This window comes from Pseudomonas sp. P1.31 (genome assembly GCF_001269815.1).
GTDB classification, from domain to species: Bacteria; Pseudomonadota; Gammaproteobacteria; order Pseudomonadales; family Pseudomonadaceae; genus Aquipseudomonas; species Aquipseudomonas rustica.
The window spans coordinates 140,374-156,155 of the sequence record NZ_LHVN01000019.1; the positions used below are offsets into that span (position 1 = coordinate 140,374).

The 15,782-nt window shown below is 57.1% G+C and carries 16 protein-coding genes; 3 read left to right on the plus strand and 13 right to left on the minus strand.

All coding sequences use genetic code 11. The features are described from left to right. Positions 1-163 precede the first annotated feature (163 nt). Positions 164-1,453: a delta-60 repeat domain-containing protein gene (locus AD669_RS11610; protein ID WP_053119809.1), complete on the minus strand. Its 1,290-nt coding sequence runs from the start codon at positions 1,451-1,453 to the stop codon at positions 164-166. Between the two features lie 283 nt (positions 1,454-1,736). After that, positions 1,737-2,003, minus strand: a complete 267-nt coding sequence (locus AD669_RS11615; RefSeq protein WP_053119811.1) for a hypothetical protein — start codon at positions 2,001-2,003, stop codon at positions 1,737-1,739. Positions 2,004-2,348: 345 nt separating this feature from the next. Here AD669_RS11615 and AD669_RS11620 point away from each other — a divergent pair, with 345 nt between their 5' ends. Further along, positions 2,349-3,674, plus strand: coding sequence for a sigma-54 dependent transcriptional regulator (locus tag AD669_RS11620; protein WP_053119813.1), 1,326 nt, complete (start codon positions 2,349-2,351; stop codon positions 3,672-3,674). Between the two features lie 659 nt (positions 3,675-4,333). On the opposite strand, the gene AD669_RS11625 is transcribed toward AD669_RS11620, so the two are convergent. From AD669_RS11625 to AD669_RS11665, 9 genes are all read right to left on the minus strand, one after another. After that, on the minus strand, positions 4,334-5,650 hold the full coding sequence (locus tag AD669_RS11625) for a transporter (RefSeq protein ID WP_053119816.1): 1,317 nt from the start codon (positions 5,648-5,650) through the stop codon (positions 4,334-4,336). A gap of 45 nt (positions 5,651-5,695) precedes the next feature. Continuing rightward, a complete protein-coding gene (locus AD669_RS11630; protein WP_053119818.1) occupies positions 5,696-6,505 on the minus strand; it encodes a hypothetical protein in 810 nt (269 codons plus the stop codon). A 45-nt stretch (positions 6,506-6,550) separates the two neighbouring features. Beyond that, a complete protein-coding gene (locus AD669_RS11635) occupies positions 6,551-7,231 on the minus strand; it encodes a C39 family peptidase (RefSeq protein ID WP_053119820.1) in 681 nt (226 codons plus the stop codon). 64 nt (positions 7,232-7,295) lie between these two features. Beyond that, complete coding sequence (locus AD669_RS11640) at positions 7,296-8,306, minus strand: hypothetical protein (RefSeq protein WP_053119822.1); 1,011 nt, start codon at positions 8,304-8,306, stop codon at positions 7,296-7,298. A gap of 71 nt (positions 8,307-8,377) precedes the next feature. After that, on the minus strand, positions 8,378-8,947 hold the full coding sequence (locus tag AD669_RS11645; protein WP_053119824.1) for a hypothetical protein: 570 nt from the start codon (positions 8,945-8,947) through the stop codon (positions 8,378-8,380). A gap of 1 nt (position 8,948) precedes the next feature. Further along, entirely contained in the window at positions 8,949-9,398 is a 450-nt protein-coding gene (locus AD669_RS11650) for a hypothetical protein (RefSeq protein WP_053119826.1), read from the minus strand. Between the two features lie 357 nt (positions 9,399-9,755). Then, positions 9,756-10,280, minus strand: a complete 525-nt coding sequence (locus tag AD669_RS11655; protein WP_053120459.1) for an AAA family ATPase — start codon at positions 10,278-10,280, stop codon at positions 9,756-9,758. Next, positions 10,277-10,840: a nicotinamide riboside transporter PnuC gene (gene pnuC, locus AD669_RS11660; RefSeq protein WP_053119827.1), complete on the minus strand. Its 564-nt coding sequence runs from the start codon at positions 10,838-10,840 to the stop codon at positions 10,277-10,279. Before pnuC ends, AD669_RS11655 begins: the two co-directional genes overlap by 4 nt. A gap of 259 nt (positions 10,841-11,099) precedes the next feature. Continuing rightward, positions 11,100-12,734 (minus strand): methyl-accepting chemotaxis protein, encoded by a 1,635-nt coding sequence (locus AD669_RS11665; protein ID WP_053119830.1) that lies wholly within the window; start codon positions 12,732-12,734, stop codon positions 11,100-11,102. A gap of 304 nt (positions 12,735-13,038) precedes the next feature. On the opposite strand from AD669_RS11665, the gene AD669_RS11670 reads away from it, so the two are divergent. Continuing rightward, entirely contained in the window at positions 13,039-13,869 is an 831-nt protein-coding gene (locus AD669_RS11670; protein ID WP_053119831.1) for an undecaprenyl-diphosphate phosphatase, read from the plus strand. Beyond that, the gene (locus AD669_RS11675) at positions 13,866-14,294 is read left to right on the plus strand and encodes a DUF1294 domain-containing protein (RefSeq protein WP_053119833.1); all 429 of its coding nucleotides are present in this window, start codon (positions 13,866-13,868) and stop codon (positions 14,292-14,294) included. The genes AD669_RS11670 and AD669_RS11675 overlap by 4 nt, the downstream gene beginning before the upstream one ends. A 115-nt stretch (positions 14,295-14,409) precedes the next feature. Here the strand turns inward: AD669_RS11675 and AD669_RS11680 are convergent, their stop codons facing one another. Then, positions 14,410-14,769, minus strand: a complete 360-nt coding sequence (locus tag AD669_RS11680; protein WP_053119835.1) for an MmcQ/YjbR family DNA-binding protein — start codon at positions 14,767-14,769, stop codon at positions 14,410-14,412. Continuing rightward, positions 14,766-15,674, minus strand: coding sequence for a LysR substrate-binding domain-containing protein (locus AD669_RS11685; protein ID WP_053119837.1), 909 nt, complete (start codon positions 15,672-15,674; stop codon positions 14,766-14,768). Before AD669_RS11685 ends, AD669_RS11680 begins: the two co-directional genes overlap by 4 nt. Positions 15,675-15,782 lie beyond the last annotated feature (108 nt).

Below are 15,782 nucleotides of genomic sequence, written 5' to 3' on the forward strand. Positions count from 1 at the left end.
TTAATGACTTGGCTGGAAATCCCTTGTAGGAGCTGTCGAGTGAAACGAGGCTGCGATCTTTTGACTTTGCAAGATGAAGAACAAGATCAAAAGATCGCAGCCTCGTTTCACTCGACAGCTCCTACAGGTCAACAGGTCAACGGGTCAACAGGCCAACAGCCCGTTATGGGTTGAGGTAGCGCGCGACCATTGCCCGGTAGTTGCCATCCAGTGAATAACCGCCGACCAGAATCCCGCCATCGGCTTGCAGGGCCAGTGAGTTGGCGGTGTCGAGGCTGCGTCCCAGGCGTGTGCGCAGCCAGCCGCAGCCATCGCCGAAACTTGGGTCGAGGTCGCCGTCAGCCAAATAGCGCGCGACGATAAAATCCGCTTCAACGCCGCCGATGGTCGCGCCGACTGCGATCATGCGACCGTCTGCCATGCGTTGCGCAGCGCTCCACTGGCAGCCGCTCGGGCCGATTTCCAGCAACTGCGCCAAACCGTCATGGCTGTGCAGATCCGGGCGGCCGTTATGGTGCAGCGACAATGCCACGCAGCGAATCGGATCACGGCTGCTGCCGAAACAATGCAGGTGTTCCGCCGATTCAATCACCTGGCTGACCTGCGCGCTTCGCCCCTGAGCCTTGAACGCCATAAAACCGTCCACCGCAAAACGTTCATCCAGACTGCCGTCGGCCAGATAGCGCGCGAGCAGGCCTTCCTGCGGGAAGTCGATCGAACCGGCCACCACGATCCGCCCGTCCTCCTGCAACAGCAGGCTGCTGAGCCAGGTATTGAGCAATAGGTGACGGATCATGACGAAGCCGCGACCGTTGAACGTGTCGTCGAGACTGCCATCGGGTTTGAGGCGAATCAGCATGCCGGCGTGATCGGCCAGTTCGAAATGGTGGTTGGCGATCAGCAGGATGTGCCCGTCATCCTGTACAGCGAAGTCGCAGGCTTCGGCCCCGGGCACGCCCGGCGGTAGCCAGGTATCGCGCGAGCCGGTGGATAGATTGCCCGGCAGGCGCACGACTTGCCGGCCATTGTCGCCGAAGGTCGGGTCTGGCTGACCGTGGGCATCGAAGCAGGCAAAGGCGGGAAGGGTTTGATGGGCGCTTTCATAATGCAGGCCGGCGAGCAGGATTCGGCCGTCCGGCAGCGCCAGCACCTTGCTGGCAGCGGCCTCGAAACCGGCGGCGAACTCGCCGATGACGCTGCCCTGATGGCCGAACCCAAGATCGGCAGAACCGTCGGCCAGCAATCGCGCCAGGCCAAACCGGCTGCCATGAGCGGTGCCGATTTTTGCGGCGACCAATACACGACCTTGCTGATCGAGTGCCACGGCTTGCGTCATGCTCGACAGGCTGCCGGCGAAATAAACCTGCGCCACGCCGGTCGCAGCGAATGTCTGATCAAGATGTCCGACTTTATTTATGGGGGTTGCCAGCGCAAAAGCATTCGAGCCGAACATGCACGCATCTCCTTGCGAGTTGACCATAACCCGGGAGCCGGGTGGGTAACTGCATGAGCGGAACATTCAATCCCTGATAAACAATAAGCACAACTGTAAGAACTAACAGGCGGAGGGTCGCACTGTGCCGAAACAGTGTCTTTTTGAACCAAATGCAAGCCTGCCAAGCAGTTGTGCCTGGTTTCGTTGCTTAGCGATGTAAAAAGTGCGCGGGGTTAAAACAACAGGGCAACTAACAAAGAAGAGGGCGGATGACATTGAAGTCATCCGCAATGCCCTCTGCTCAGTGCGGCATCGACCACGATTGCAGCTCGTAACCTTCTTCGCTCAATTGTGCGCGAGCTTGCTGCAAGACCAATTCAAGTTGTGCCGGATCCGAATAGTCACTGCTGGAAATCTGTTTGCGACCAATGTGATTGTTGGTGCGGTCGATGACGGTCAGGCTGACTTCGCCATTGCCGTCTTGTGGGGCCCAAGCCACGCACTGGAACGGTTTGAACGCGTGGTTGGCAATCAAAAGAGCTTCGTTGATACGGAGCGGGGCGGTCATGGGGTCTTCTCTCTGTCGTGCCCAATCAAGTGATGTGCCGTCGGTTGGGCTTACCGTTCGGCTGGTTACTTGTACTGATGCACGCAACCCGGTGACAGGTCACACCTGAAACAAAGAAATTTCAACTTTCTTTCATATACTCAGTTTTACGGGAGCTATTGAAAGCCGGATGAAAGATTTAAAGTCGATAGCTGACTAACAACTTCCCTTCTTATAACTGGTTCGCTTGTATCCCTATAAGCAATCGATACAAGGCGCTGTCAAAATCTTGCTAATGTTACAGCCAGGTCTGCCAAATGACTGTTTTTACAATCATTTCTTATAATTTGGCGCCAAGGAACAGTCATGAGCGAAGCGCCTGCATTACGACGTTTATTGGTCGTCGATCCTTGCGACGATTGTCATCGCCTTTTGCCCGGTTTACGTGCGATAGGCTGGGATGTCGACAGCTGTACTTTGGAAAACGCCGCTGACCGAAGTTGTGATGTTGGTTTGCTGCGCTTGCAACCGTTTCACCTCGAACGCCCCGAAGCCGTCAAAGAACTGATCAGCCGCAGCGGTACTGAATGGATCGCCGTGCTGAATCAGGAAGTCCTGCGTTTACAGAACGTTGGCGACTTCGTTTGCGAATGGTTTTTCGATTTTCATACCTTGCCGTTCGACGTCTCGCGGGTGCAGGTCACCCTCGGTCGCGCGTTCGGCATGGCGCGCCTGCGCGGGCAGGGCACGATCCATGTGGATCAGCCGGAGCATGAGTTGCTCGGTGACAGTCGACCGATTCGCGAATTGCGCAAATTGCTCAGCAAACTGGCGCCGACCGAGTCGCCCGTACTGATCCGTGGCGAAAGCGGCACGGGCAAAGAGCTGGTGGCGCGCACCCTGCATCGACAATCGCAGCGCCACAGTAAACCGTTCGTGGCGATCAACTGCGGGGCGATTCCTGAGCATTTGATCCAGTCAGAATTGTTTGGCCATGAGAAGGGTGCGTTTACCGGCGCTCATCAACGCAAGGTCGGGCGCATCGAAGCGGCCAACGGTGGCACGCTGTTTCTTGATGAAATCGGCGATCTGCCGCTGGAACTGCAAGCCAATCTGCTGCGTTTTCTCCAGGAAAAACACATTGAACGGGTTGGCGGCAGTCAGCCGATCCCCGTGGATGTTCGGGTATTGGCCGCGACCCACGTCGATCTGGAGTCGGCGATCGAGAAAAAGCGTTTCCGTGAGGATTTGTATTACCGGCTGAATGTGCTGCAAGTGGTCACCGCGCCGTTGCGCGAACGCCATGGCGATCTGTCGATGCTGGCCAACCACTTCTCGCATTTCTACAGCCACGAAACCGGCCGGCGGCCGCGCAGTTTCAGTGAAGACGCGTTGATTGCGATGGGCAAACACGACTGGCCGGGCAATGTGCGCGAACTGGCCAACCGCGTTCGTCGTGGTTTGGTGCTGGCCGAAGGGCGACAGATTGAAGCGCGAGATCTGGGTTTGATCAGCCAGCAGTCGATCGCCACGCCGATGGGCACCCTGGAAGACTATAAAACCCGCGCCGAACGCCAGGCCTTGTGCGATGTATTGAATCGGCACAGCGACAACTTGAGTGTGGCGGCAAAAGTGCTGGGCGTTTCGCGACCTACGTTCTACCGGTTACTGCACAAACATCAAATTCGTTAAATCAAAAGATCACAGCCTTCTGTAGGAGCCGAGCTTGCTCGCGAAGAGGCCGGTACATTCAACATCAATATTGAATGTACTGACGCCTTCGCGAGCAAGCTCTGCTCCTACAGAATCATGGCGTACGCGCAGTTTAATTTGCACCACAAACCAGTGTAGGAGCCGAGCTTGCTCGCGAAGAGGCCGGTACATTCAACATCAATATTGAATGTACTGACGCCTTCGCGAGCAAGCTCTGCTCCTACAGAATCATGGCGTACGCGCAGTTTAATTTGCACCACAAAACAGTGTAGGAGCCGAGCTTGCTCGCGAAGAGGCCGGTACATTCAACATCAAAATTGAATGTGCTGACGCCTTCGCGAGCAAGCTCTGCTCCTACAGAATCATGGCGTACGCGCAGTTTAATTTGCACCACGAAACAGTGTAGGAGCCGAGCTTGCTCGCGAAGAGGCCGGTACATTCAACATCAATATTGAATGTACTGACGCCTTCGCGAGCAAGCTCTGCTCCTACAGAATCATGGCGTACGCGCAGTTTAATTTGCACCACGAAACAGTGTAGGAGCCGAGCTTGCTCGCGAAGAGGCCGGTACATTCAACATCAATATTGAATGTACTGACGCCTTCGCGAGCAAGCTTTGCTCCTACAGATTTCTGTGGTTAGAAGTAATACGGGAATTTCAGGCTGAAGGAAAAGTCCGGCGCATCTTCGGTCATACCTATGGACAGGTTAGGCACGATCGTCAAGTTGTCGGTGGCCGCAATGGTCATACCGATGTTGAAGTAACCGGCGTTGGCGTCACTGGAGACAACCGACTCCCAATCGCCGCCATCCTGTTTGATCTTGCTCTTGCGTTGCACCAGGTCGGAGACCGAGAACGACATACTCATCTTCTCGTTCAACGCAAACGCTACACCGGCGCCGATCTGGAAGCTGTCACCGAGTTGCACTTTGCCGCCAATTTTCTCGTTGACCCGTGGACTGATGTCGTCAAACGAATCTTCGAAGTTGTGGGTGTAGGACAAGCTACCGAAGAGCACGGCAGGGTCGAAGGTTTTCACCAGCGAGATGCCCGGCGTGATCGACCAGACGCCGTTACCGGTCGGCAGGCTGTCAGGCACGAACAGGTTGGTGTTGTCGCCTGGAGCCTGTTTCAGCTTGATCCCGAAAGGATCCTTGCCGGTTGGCGCCTTCACACGCAACGTGACCACCGCATCCGGCAGGTTTGGCGATTCGTCGAGGAATTTGTACGCCACGCCGACGTTGACATCGCCAAGGGTCGGATCCTGAGTGACATCCTGTTCACTGAGGGCGCCCGATGCGCCGCCTTGCGCACCGCCGGACTGGTAAGTCGAGTCGCGGTAAATGACTGGAGCGTTGATATCGAACTGCCAACGGTTGTTGTAGTTGTAGCGTGCCGTCAGGTCGAGGGTCCAGGTATCCGCCTTGATCCGGTCAAGGTTGATGCTGCCGAGAAAGATCGAATCCAGCGCCAGGAAGCCATTGAGCGCCAGTTGACGAGTGTCGTAACGCGAATAGGTGATACCGGTTTCAACGCTGAAACGACCGCCACCGAAGAAGCCGCTGGCCTCGTCGTAAAGGTTGGACACCGATTGTGCGGGCTGCGAATCATCGGCCAGCGATTGGCCATAAGAACTGCCCGTGCCCCCACCGGCTGCGCCCCCCGATGCGGCTGCTGCACCAGTCCCTGTTGCGGCCGCCACTTTTTGAGTTCTGAGGTCGGCCGGCGATTTGACCAGGCGTTTGGGTTGCGGCGCAGCGGGTTGGTCTTCGACCTGGCGGACACGTTGTTCAAGGACCGCCAGGGCTTTTTGTTGCACTTCGTATCGTTGCTTGAGTTCCATCAGTTCTTGTTTTAGCGCTTCTACATCGGCGTCAGGTGCAGCTTGCAACATTGCCGCCGGGAGAAGCGTACTCAGACATACAGCAGCACGCAGTGATACTGATCGATACATGAAAAAGCCGTCCCTTTAAGCCCAATGATCGAGACTCAGCGTAGTTCAATATCCTATGTTGCGTAGGGCCCTGAGTTGAGTCAGGTTGCAATCCAGTGCGCCGGCACTCATGCCGTTATTGTTCAACACAACGTTGAGTTGAGTCATGTTATTGACCACGTTCGAACTGCCCAGCAAACGGGTGTTCTGCAGCAGCCCGCTCTGGGCAACCTGTTGCAGGGCGGTGCCCTGATTGCCGCTGGCCTGAATTGCCATTTGCACGCCACCGCCGGTAGCGGAAACCGCGACATTGCCGGCGGCGTTGCTGCCGGTGATGGTCTGGCCTGCGACCAGAGCTTGTCCCTGGGAAGGCGTAATGGCGGGGGCTTGGCTGGCTTCTTTGACGTTGATCGCAACGTTGTTGTACGCGGTGTTGTCATCGCCGGCAGCGCGCACGCTTTGCGTTACGCCCTGGCTGGTATTCAAGGCTGCGCCACCAATGATGGTGCCGGTGCCTTGTTGTTGGGCCGGTTGGGTCGTTGGGGCGGCGCCGCCATTGTTGGCGCTGGCGACGGCGTTCTGCGCCGAATTGACGATATTGCCGGCCTCTTTGATGGTCGAAACATAGAATTCGGGTTTGATCGTGGATTGCTGGATCTGCATCGAGGCGGCTGCACCGATCAGATCGCCACTGGCGTTGCGCCAGGTACTACTCATAACAATGCCGAAGCTGATAATCCGCCCCGGCATGACATACCGACCACGCAGCTCAGAGAGCTCCTGATCTTTTATTTCGATGGGTTTAAATCCTGCATTGGCATAGCCTGACGCACTCGCGGCCAGGCAGGCGGCGGCCAGCCAGTATGAGGTTTTCATCTGCTGCTCCCGGGACATCCAGTCCCATTTTTTTATAAGCGGCGATTAAAAGAAGTCGCTCTGAATGAATCCGAAGTCCATCAATTCAGCATCTTTGACAGGGTTGAAGCCATCCAGCTTGTTCTTCGCGGTCAGCGGTACCGGTGGGCTGCGTAGTGCGTTTGCCTTGTCATAACCGGGGCCCACAATGGCGAAGACGATGCCGTTCCAACCTTTGACAAAATCATCATGTTTATAGCGTTTGTGTCCCAGCACCGGGTCTCCGATGTAAACCCAATCCTTATCCGAACGCTGTAGCACGACGAAATGCTTGTAGCCGCGAATTTCCATCAGTACCACCACCGGGATTGTTACTGCGTCGAGCTTCTCCGGTGGAATCTTGTAGCCCCTGGCGCGCATGCCGATACTTTCTATGTAGCGCTTCATGTCGAGCATGGAAAAACCTTGAGTACGGACAAGGTCCTGGTCAGCGTTGACCAGCATGCCTTTGATGATGTGCTCCTCATCGACGTCGAGCCAATAGGCCTGGCGTAACACCGTCGCCAGTGCAGCAGCGCCGCAGCTGAAGTCGGTTTTCTGTTCGACGATGTCGGCAAACTTGCGCTCACGAATGCTCTGCACATCCTTGTAAATGAGTACGCCACCGGGGAGGGCGGCCACTGGCATTTGCGCGGCCTGGCTCAAGCCAGACAGGCAAAGCAAAGCGATAAGGGCAGTTTTACGCATGATCGATACGCCTTGGCGGACTGAAGGAAAAGCCCCGTTGCCGGGGCTTTCAGTTCGATCGCGATTACATGCAGGCTTTGCAACCTGCGGCGATGGACAGCGAGTTGCTTTGTTGGTTGCCAACACCTGCGGCGTTGTTGAAACCAGCGTTGCCGGAGAAGTTGTTGCCAACGTTGCTCAGGGTGGCATTGTTGGTCACAGGGTTTTTCCAGCCGTCTGGAGTCATCACTTGTTGAGTGGTTACGCCAGCCAGACCGAAGACACCCACAGCTTCGAAGGTAGCTTTCTGATCTTTGCTACCACCGTTGCCACCGTGGCCACGATCGTCATAGCCGCCACCGCCGTGACCGCTATCGCCTTTGATGGTTGCTTCGCCAACTGCACCGAACGCGCCAAGAGCGGCGACAGTACCGGTGAGGGTAGTGGTTTTGTAGGTTTGAGTGGCGGAGTTGGCCACAGTCAGACCGGTGGAGCTTTGGTTGGCTGCAGCGGCAGCATTCGCTACACGGCCACCCGATACAGCAATTGCCAGGTTGTTTTTCTGTTGGTTGAAGTTGCCGGCACTGTTGTTGATGCCAATGTTGCCGGAACCGCCGTTACCCACATTGTTCAAGCTTGCATTGTTGGTCGTCGAGGCGTTAGCCACAGCGTTGTTGTTGTTAACCTGGGTAGCGCTGGAAACAGCAACGGCGGTGCCGAAGATGAAGCTTTCGTCAGCGGTGGCCAGTGCAGCAGCGTTGTCTTGCTGGTTGCCGTCGCCGGCGGTGTTGTTCATGCCCAGGTTCCCGTTGGAACCGTTCGCCGAGTTATCGACAGTGGCATTGTTTTTAGTACCCTGGTTGCCAACGATGTTGCTATCGCTGTTTTGCGAGTCGAGTACAGCAGCCCCAGCGCCGGCCCCGATTTGCAGAAGCTCTTCGAGAGTAGGGCCTTTTGGTTGATTGTTATGACCACCGTTATTGTGGCCGCCGTTACCATGACCGTGATCGTCATCACGACCGCCTGCCTGTGCTGCGATTGCCATCACTGCTGCAAGTGCGAAAACCAGTGGTTTGAGAGCCATTGTAGGTTTCATGGTGTTTCTCCATCGTGCTTATTAGTTGGTTAAGTGTTGGTACTTTCTAATTGCACTGCTTTTTATATGGGTCAGTCTGCGACCCGGATGCTCAGGGTGTTAGCCATTCGGTTCCCCACCCCGGCACTCTGGTTCACCTGGATTACCCCGCGGCTGCCGGTGAAGGCCTGATCACTTGTCGTGACCTGGCGACTGCCGATTGAGGTACCAGTTGCTCCTGAGCTTGGTAACAACGCCACGTTCTGTTGCGAAAGGGCGCTATCGTCAACACTCTGCGGGGCAGCACTGATGCTGACGCGCGTCACGTTGGCCATTTGGTTGTTGGCCCCGGCACCCTGGTTCACGCCCAGAATCCCGTTACCATTACTGAAAGAGTTGCCGCCGATGTTCGCGCTGGCATTGGCCGAGCGTTCGGCCGGGGTGTCGATGTGCTGAATCACGCTGGTCGATGCGCTGGCACTGGTGCCGATGGCGATTGCTTTGGTGTTGGTTTGTTGCATCTGGTCGCCGGCGGCCTGGTTAACGTTGTAGTTACCTTTGTATTGGATGCCGGTGTTCTGAATGTCTGCGTTGTTGTTGCTGGAGTCGGCCATGGCGCTGGTGCAGCTGAGCAAGGCCAGAATGAGCAGGGTGCGATTCATCTCATTGGCCTCCAGCCATGCGGGTTAGCGGGGCGAGACCGGTGCTCAGAGAGCGATTGATGGTGTTGGAAATGCTGCCGCCGCTGCCGCCACCGTGACCGGCACTCATACCGGGCAACCCGTTGGGGTTGGTGATGACGTTGGTACCGGGCAGCGCACCGTTCTGATTCATGATGGTGCCGCTGATGGAGGAACCGCTGGCGACGCTGGCAAACTCGCCGTCGCTGAGTTCACCGCTGTTCACGGCCTGATTGACGCGTGCCGAAGGGTTGGCGTTGACGGTGGTTGGGTAGGGGTCTTTGCCCCTCTCGCGTCCGATCGAATGAACCTGGACATCGCGATTGAGCACAATCACGCCGTTGCCTTCGGCCTGAGCGTAGAAACTGATGAATGTGCTGGCTGCAGATCCGATCAGCACCAGGCAGGTGAAGCCTTTTTTGATATTCCCCACGGCGGCAATTCCTTCTTCAGTGGGCTGGCCCTAGTCAGCGTTGGGAAGGAGAGAGCGAAAGCTGTGCCGCTTTTTAAAAAAGACGGTTTTTCAATGGGTTATCGGAAAAGTTCGCAGGGCTGAAACACGTGATGTTTCATCGCTGAAACAGTGCTTGGCCAGCAGACCTGTCTGTTCGCTGAACAAAGCTCTGGAACAAGGGTTTGCGGGGATGTGTTTCATCAGCGTAACAAGCGGCATGACAAAACGATGAAGGGCGTTGAAACGGCCACTTTGCACTCGGGCGAGTGTTTCAGAAACGGACACAATTGCCCCAAAACAGGGTGAAATGGTGGGGCAAAAGCCCCACGTCGCTGATCACTCAGCCAATAGATGTGCGACCGCGGCTACGGCTTGCGCCTGTCGCTCGGCCCAATTGCCTTGAATGATTTGAAAGGGCTGCTGGTGTTTACCAAGCCAGTTTTGGGTGGCTCGAAAGAACATCAGACGTTCCTGCAGATCCGGTTGGCAGCGCTGACCGTCATCCGTCCAGTCGATCTGCTCAGGGGACAGCAACAGGTGCAGATCGTAATGCCGCGCCAACAACTCGGGCTCCAGCCAGTCCGGACAATCACCGAACAGCGTCTGGCTCCAGAGGATATTGCTCAACAAGTGGGTGTCGAGAATCAGCAGCGCTGGCCGCTGCGCGCGCGCCTCGTCTTCCCATTGCAACTGGCCACGGGCGATCGCGGGAATGTCAGCCAGACAGGTATCGCGCGGATTCTCTTCGATGAACCGGCGCACGTACTCATCCACCCGAACCCCGCCGAACTGCTTTTGCAGGCCAGCAGCGAGCCAGCTCTTGCCCGTCGATTCAGGGCCGGTGAGCACCACGACTTTCATGTGCGCAACGCCGGATCGGCCCGCCATTCACGCCAGCCTTGCACGGCGATCAGGGTGAACAAGGCGTACAGCGCAGCGGTGAGGTACAGACCTTTATAAATGAACAACCCGACGAAGATCACATCCAGCACAAACCACAGCGCCCAGCATTGCAGACGTTTCTGCGCCATCCACAACTGTGCGACCAGGCTAAAACCGGTGAGTGCTGCGTCCAGCCAAGGTTGCGCGGCATCCGTCCAGTGCGCCATCGCCGCGCCCAGCAACAAACTGCCAACCGCGCCGACACCCAGCCCCAACAGAATCGAACGCTGATCGAGCCGCGTGACCTGCCGACCGTCATGCATCGTCCCGGCCCGCGTCCACTGCCACCAGCCGTAGATTTGCAGGGCGGCGTAGATCACTTGCAGCAACATGTCCGAATACAGCTTCACCTCAAAGAAGATCCAGCTGTAGAGCAACACCATGACCAGCCCGATCGGCCAGCACAGCGGATTCTGTTTAACCGTCAGCCACACGGCAATCACACCGAGAGCGGCGGCAAACAGTTCGAGCCCGGACATGAGTCTTCCTTGGGGGAGTTGAAGGGGGGCGGATTGTACCCAGAGACGGCTAAGGGGCGTTAGCTACCGCACACGCACTGTTGGCAACAAATTTCCCTGTGGCGAGGGGATTTATCCCCGTTCGGCGGCGCAGCCGTCGCAAAACCGCAGAACGCGTTCTACCTGGAAGACCGCGGTTGCCGGGTTTGGGAGCGCTGCGCACTCCAACGGGGATAAATCCCCTCACCACAGGATTAGTGTTCCACAGGCAATTGGGGGGTTAGACACGGAATTGGCGTAGGAGGCTGTTCAGCTGTTCGCTCAACTGGCCGAGCCGTACGCTGGCCACACTCGACTGTTCCGCCGCCAACGCCGTGCTGTGCGACAGCCCGGCCGCTTGCGCCACGTTCTGGTTAATGTCCTCAACCACATGCGCCTGTTGCAGCGTGGCGCTGGCAATCGAAGCGTTCAAGCCATTCAGATTGCGCAGTGCCTGGCCAATCGCACTCAAACTGGCCCCGGCCAGACCCGCTTGCTCAATGGTCAGCTGCGATGCCTTGCTGCTATCGCCAATCACCTTCACGGCCGCTTCGGAATGATTTTGCAAACGCTCAATCATCGTCTGAATTTCCGCCGTCGACTTCTGCGTCCGTTGCGCCAGCAATCGAACCTCATCCGCCACCACCGCAAAACCGCGACCCTGTTCACCAGCACGTGCCGCTTCGATAGCAGCGTTGAGCGCGAGTAGATTGGTCTGCTCGGCAATCGAACGAATCACTTCCAGCACACTACCAATCTGCGTGCTTTCAGCAGCCAATGTGCGAATCACTTCAACCGCCTGATCAATCGTCCCTGACAGCTTGTCGATTTGCTGCAGGCTGCCATCGATATTGATCTGTCCCCGTTGTGCCTGCGCTTCGGCGTCGCGCATTTCGGCGGCGGCGTGCTCGGCGTTTTTCGCCACGTCTTGCACGCCGTAAGTCACCTCGTTGATCGCGGTGGCCACCAACTCCATTTGCTGCGATTGCTGCTGACTGCGTTGCTGCGCCTGCGAGGCATCGTTGCCCAGTTCGCTGGACGACACTCCCAGCGCACTGGCCGAGACCTGCAAGTCGCCGATCACCCGACGCAACTTGGCCGTGAAGGCGTTGAAGTGGTGGGCCAGCTCAGTGACTTCGTCCTGACCGTGGGTATCGAGACTGCGGGTCAAATCGCTTTCGCCGCTGGCGATGTTGGCCATGGCGTTCACGGTTTCCTGCAACGGCCGCACGATGCTGCGCGCGATCAGAATCACCAGCAGCGCCATGATCACGGCAATCGCCAGACCAATCGCCGAGGCCTTGATCACCTGGCCCTGAAATTCGGCCTGCACATCGTCGATATACACGCCGGAGCCAAGCACCCAGCCCCACGGCTCGAACAGTTTGACGTAGGAGGTCTTGGCCACAGGTTCGCTGGCACCGGGTTTTGGCCAACGATAATCGACCATGCCAGCGCCTTTGGCTTTGGCGATGGCGACCATCTCGTTAAACACCGCAAAACCGTCCGGATCGCGGATTGCCGAAAGGTTCTGGCCTTCAAGTTTGGGGTTGGTCGGGTGCATGACCATCACGGGCGTGAGGTCGTTTATCCAGAAATAGTCGTTCTGGTCATAGCGCAGGCCGCGGATCGCAGTCAGTGCCTGCTTCTGCGCGGCCTCTTTGCTCAAGGTGCCGGCGATTTCCAGGTCATGGTAATAGGTCAGCAGGCCGCTGGCGGTTTGCACCACATGCTGGGTTTTCTGGGCTTTGGCGTGATAGAGGTCGGCGTGGATCTGCTTGAGCATCAACGCACCCAAGGTCAACAACATCACCACCGCTACCACCAAAATGAGCCACAAGCGTCGGCTGATCGACACACTGCGCAAGCTGTTCATAACGCTGTCACTCCGGGTTCTTTTTATTGTCATAAACCATCGCCAGCATCCAATCACGATTCGGCGATGCGACCTACGCGAGCCAAGTCGTATAACGCGGCAGCGCTTTTACGGCTTGTCTGATAGGATTTCGGCCCCGCGCGTGAAAACCTGAATCCAAGTTGATATTTCACGGAATTTTGACCTTTTCGTGTAGATCCTGTGCGCGCGGAATCGGTACAGCCACAAACAGCTACGCTGATCGCAGTGAACGTAAAAAAACATTATCGGGGCATGCCGGCGTGCATCGCTCTTTGGGGGATTGATGGATCTTTGGACTGCCTTTCAGGCACTGATACTCGGAGTTGTAGAGGGGCTGACGGAGTTTTTGCCCATTTCCAGTACCGGACACCAGATCATCGTTGCCGACTTGCTCAACTTCGGCGGCGAACGGGCCATGGCGTTCAATATCATCATCCAGCTCGGCGCGATTCTCGCGGTGGTCTGGGAGTTTCGCCGCAAGATTCTCGACGTGGTTATTGGTTTACCGACCCAGCCGAGCGCGCGACGTTTTACCGCTAACCTGCTGATCGCATTTATGCCGGCAGTGGTGTTGGGGGTGATTTTCGCCGACCTGATCCACGAATACCTGTTCAACCCGATCACCGTTGCAGCGGCTCTGGTCATTGGCGGCATCATCATGTTGTGGGCGGAAAAGCGTCAGCATGAAGTGCATGCCGAAACGGTCGATGAGATTCGCTGGACGGACGCGTTGAAAATCGGTTTCGCCCAGTGTCTGGCAATGATTCCAGGGACTTCGCGCTCCGGCTCGACGATCATCGGTGGTTTGCTCTTCGGTCTGTCGCGCAAAACCGCAACCGAGTTCTCGTTCTTCCTCGCCATGCCAACCATGGTCGGTGCAGCGGTTTACTCGGGCTACAAGTACCGCCACTTGTTTGTGCCGGCGGACTTTCCGGTGTTCGCCATTGGTTTTGTCACCGCCTTCATCTTTGCCATGATCGCGGTGAAAGGCTTGCTGAAGTTCATCGCCAGCCACAGCTATGCGGCGTTCGCCTGGTACCGGATCGTCTTCGGTCTGGTGATTCTGGCGACCTGGCAGTTTGGCTGGGTGGACTGGTCGGCAGCCAAGCCATGAGTGATTCCCGCGCACGCCGGCCGGAAGGGCGACCTTCTGGCGGCAGCATTCAGCACCCGAAATTGAAGCTGATGGTGCTGCTGATCGTTCTCGCGCTGCCGCTGTTCGGCTCGCTGTCGATGTGGCTGCGCGGGATCTCGCTGGTGCCTTTGGCGGCATACGGCATCGTCAGCGTGCTGGCGTTCTTTCTGTACTGGGCGGACAAACGCAAGGCCCGCGCCGATGCCTGGCGCACGCCGGAGAACATCCTTCACGCCGTGGAACTGGCGGGCGGCTGGCCGGGTGCGTTGATCGCCCAGCAAGTGTTTCGGCACAAGACGCGCAAGGTGTCGTTTCAGGTGCTGTTCTGGATGATCGTTGCGCTGCACCAGGTGTTCTGGATCGACCAGATCTTCCTCGGCTCGAACCTGCTGGCCCTGTTCTAAACAAATACCGACTCCCCCTGTAGGAGCTGCCGAAGGCTGCGATCTTTTGATTTTTCTTTTTAAACATCAAAATCAAAAGATCGCAGCCTTCGGCAGCTCCTACAGGGGGTTGGGTTTACAGCAGTAGGGCGATCTGGGTTTTCTTGGGCAGTTTGCTTACTACCAACTGGTGCGAACGCTGCAACAATCCGCGCAGTTCCTCAGCGCCTAGCGGGTAGGGCGGGTGCATGATGATCCACTGCGCCCTCGCCAGATACGGCGCCGGTTGAATTCCCGGGCGGTCGCAATGGCCGAGGAACAGATCCTTGTCGACCTTGAACGCCAGCGAATCACCGCGCAGTCCCTGCAAGGCAAACATCTTGTTGCCGGCAATCGAGAACACGCGCACGCCGCCCCATTTATAATCTTCCCGAGCACCGGGCAGGCCCAGGCAAAACGCGGCGACGTCCGCTTCGCTCATTTTTCCTTTCGTCATAACAACCGCTCCCCACAGGCATTAAACGACTCGACCAGATGATCGATCCACGCGCGCACCGCCGGCATCACCCCGCGACGATGCGGGTACACCGCTTGCAGCCAGCCGCCGGGTAGCGACCACTCCGGTAGCATCTGCACCAGCGTGCCGTTTTCCAGTTCGGTTTCGCAATACATCATCGGCAACAGCGTAAAGCCCTGACCGGCCAGTACGCAGGCCTTGCGCACCACAAAATCGTCGATTCCCAAACGTGCTTCCATGCTTAGCTCGAAGCTCTTGCCGTGTTGATCGAGCAAGCGCACATGCACCATGCGATCAGCTTCCAGCGCGCCGAGCACCGGCAGATTTTTCAGGTCTTGCGGATGTTCGATTGTCTTGCCTTCAAGAAAAGCCGGGCTGGCGATCACCACCATTTGCGCCTGACGCAATCGTCGAGTCACCAGCAATGGATCTTCGTCACCCAGTTCTCTGACGCGCAACGCGACATCAATCCCTTCGGTGACCAGATCCACCCGGCGATTGAGCAGCACCACTTCCAGTTGTACCTGCGGAAATTTGCCGAGAAAGTCGCTGATGACCATCGGCAACATTTCATGGGCCAACCCGGTAGGGCATGACACACGCAATCGACCGCGTGGCTCGCTGGACATGCTCGCCACGGCCTCGTCAGCCATTTCCGCTTCCAGCAACATCGCCTGACAGTGGCGCAGATAACGCTCGCCGACCGCAGTGAGATTGAGCTGGCGTGTGGTGCGCTGCAGCAGACGCGCGCCGAGTCGCTCTTCGAGTTCGGCAATTCGCCGCGACAGTCGTGACTTGGGAATGCCCAGCAAACGGCCCGCCGCCGCAAAGCCACCGGCCTCGACGACTTTGGCGAAATAGTAGAGATCGTTGAGATCTTGCATCAGGGAAATCCAACTGTTCTATCAGTGGGACAAACTATCGCATTGTCGGCGGCTAATCATCCATTGGTTTCTTGCGTAGGATTGTCTCCATTCAGTCGCCACAGGCGA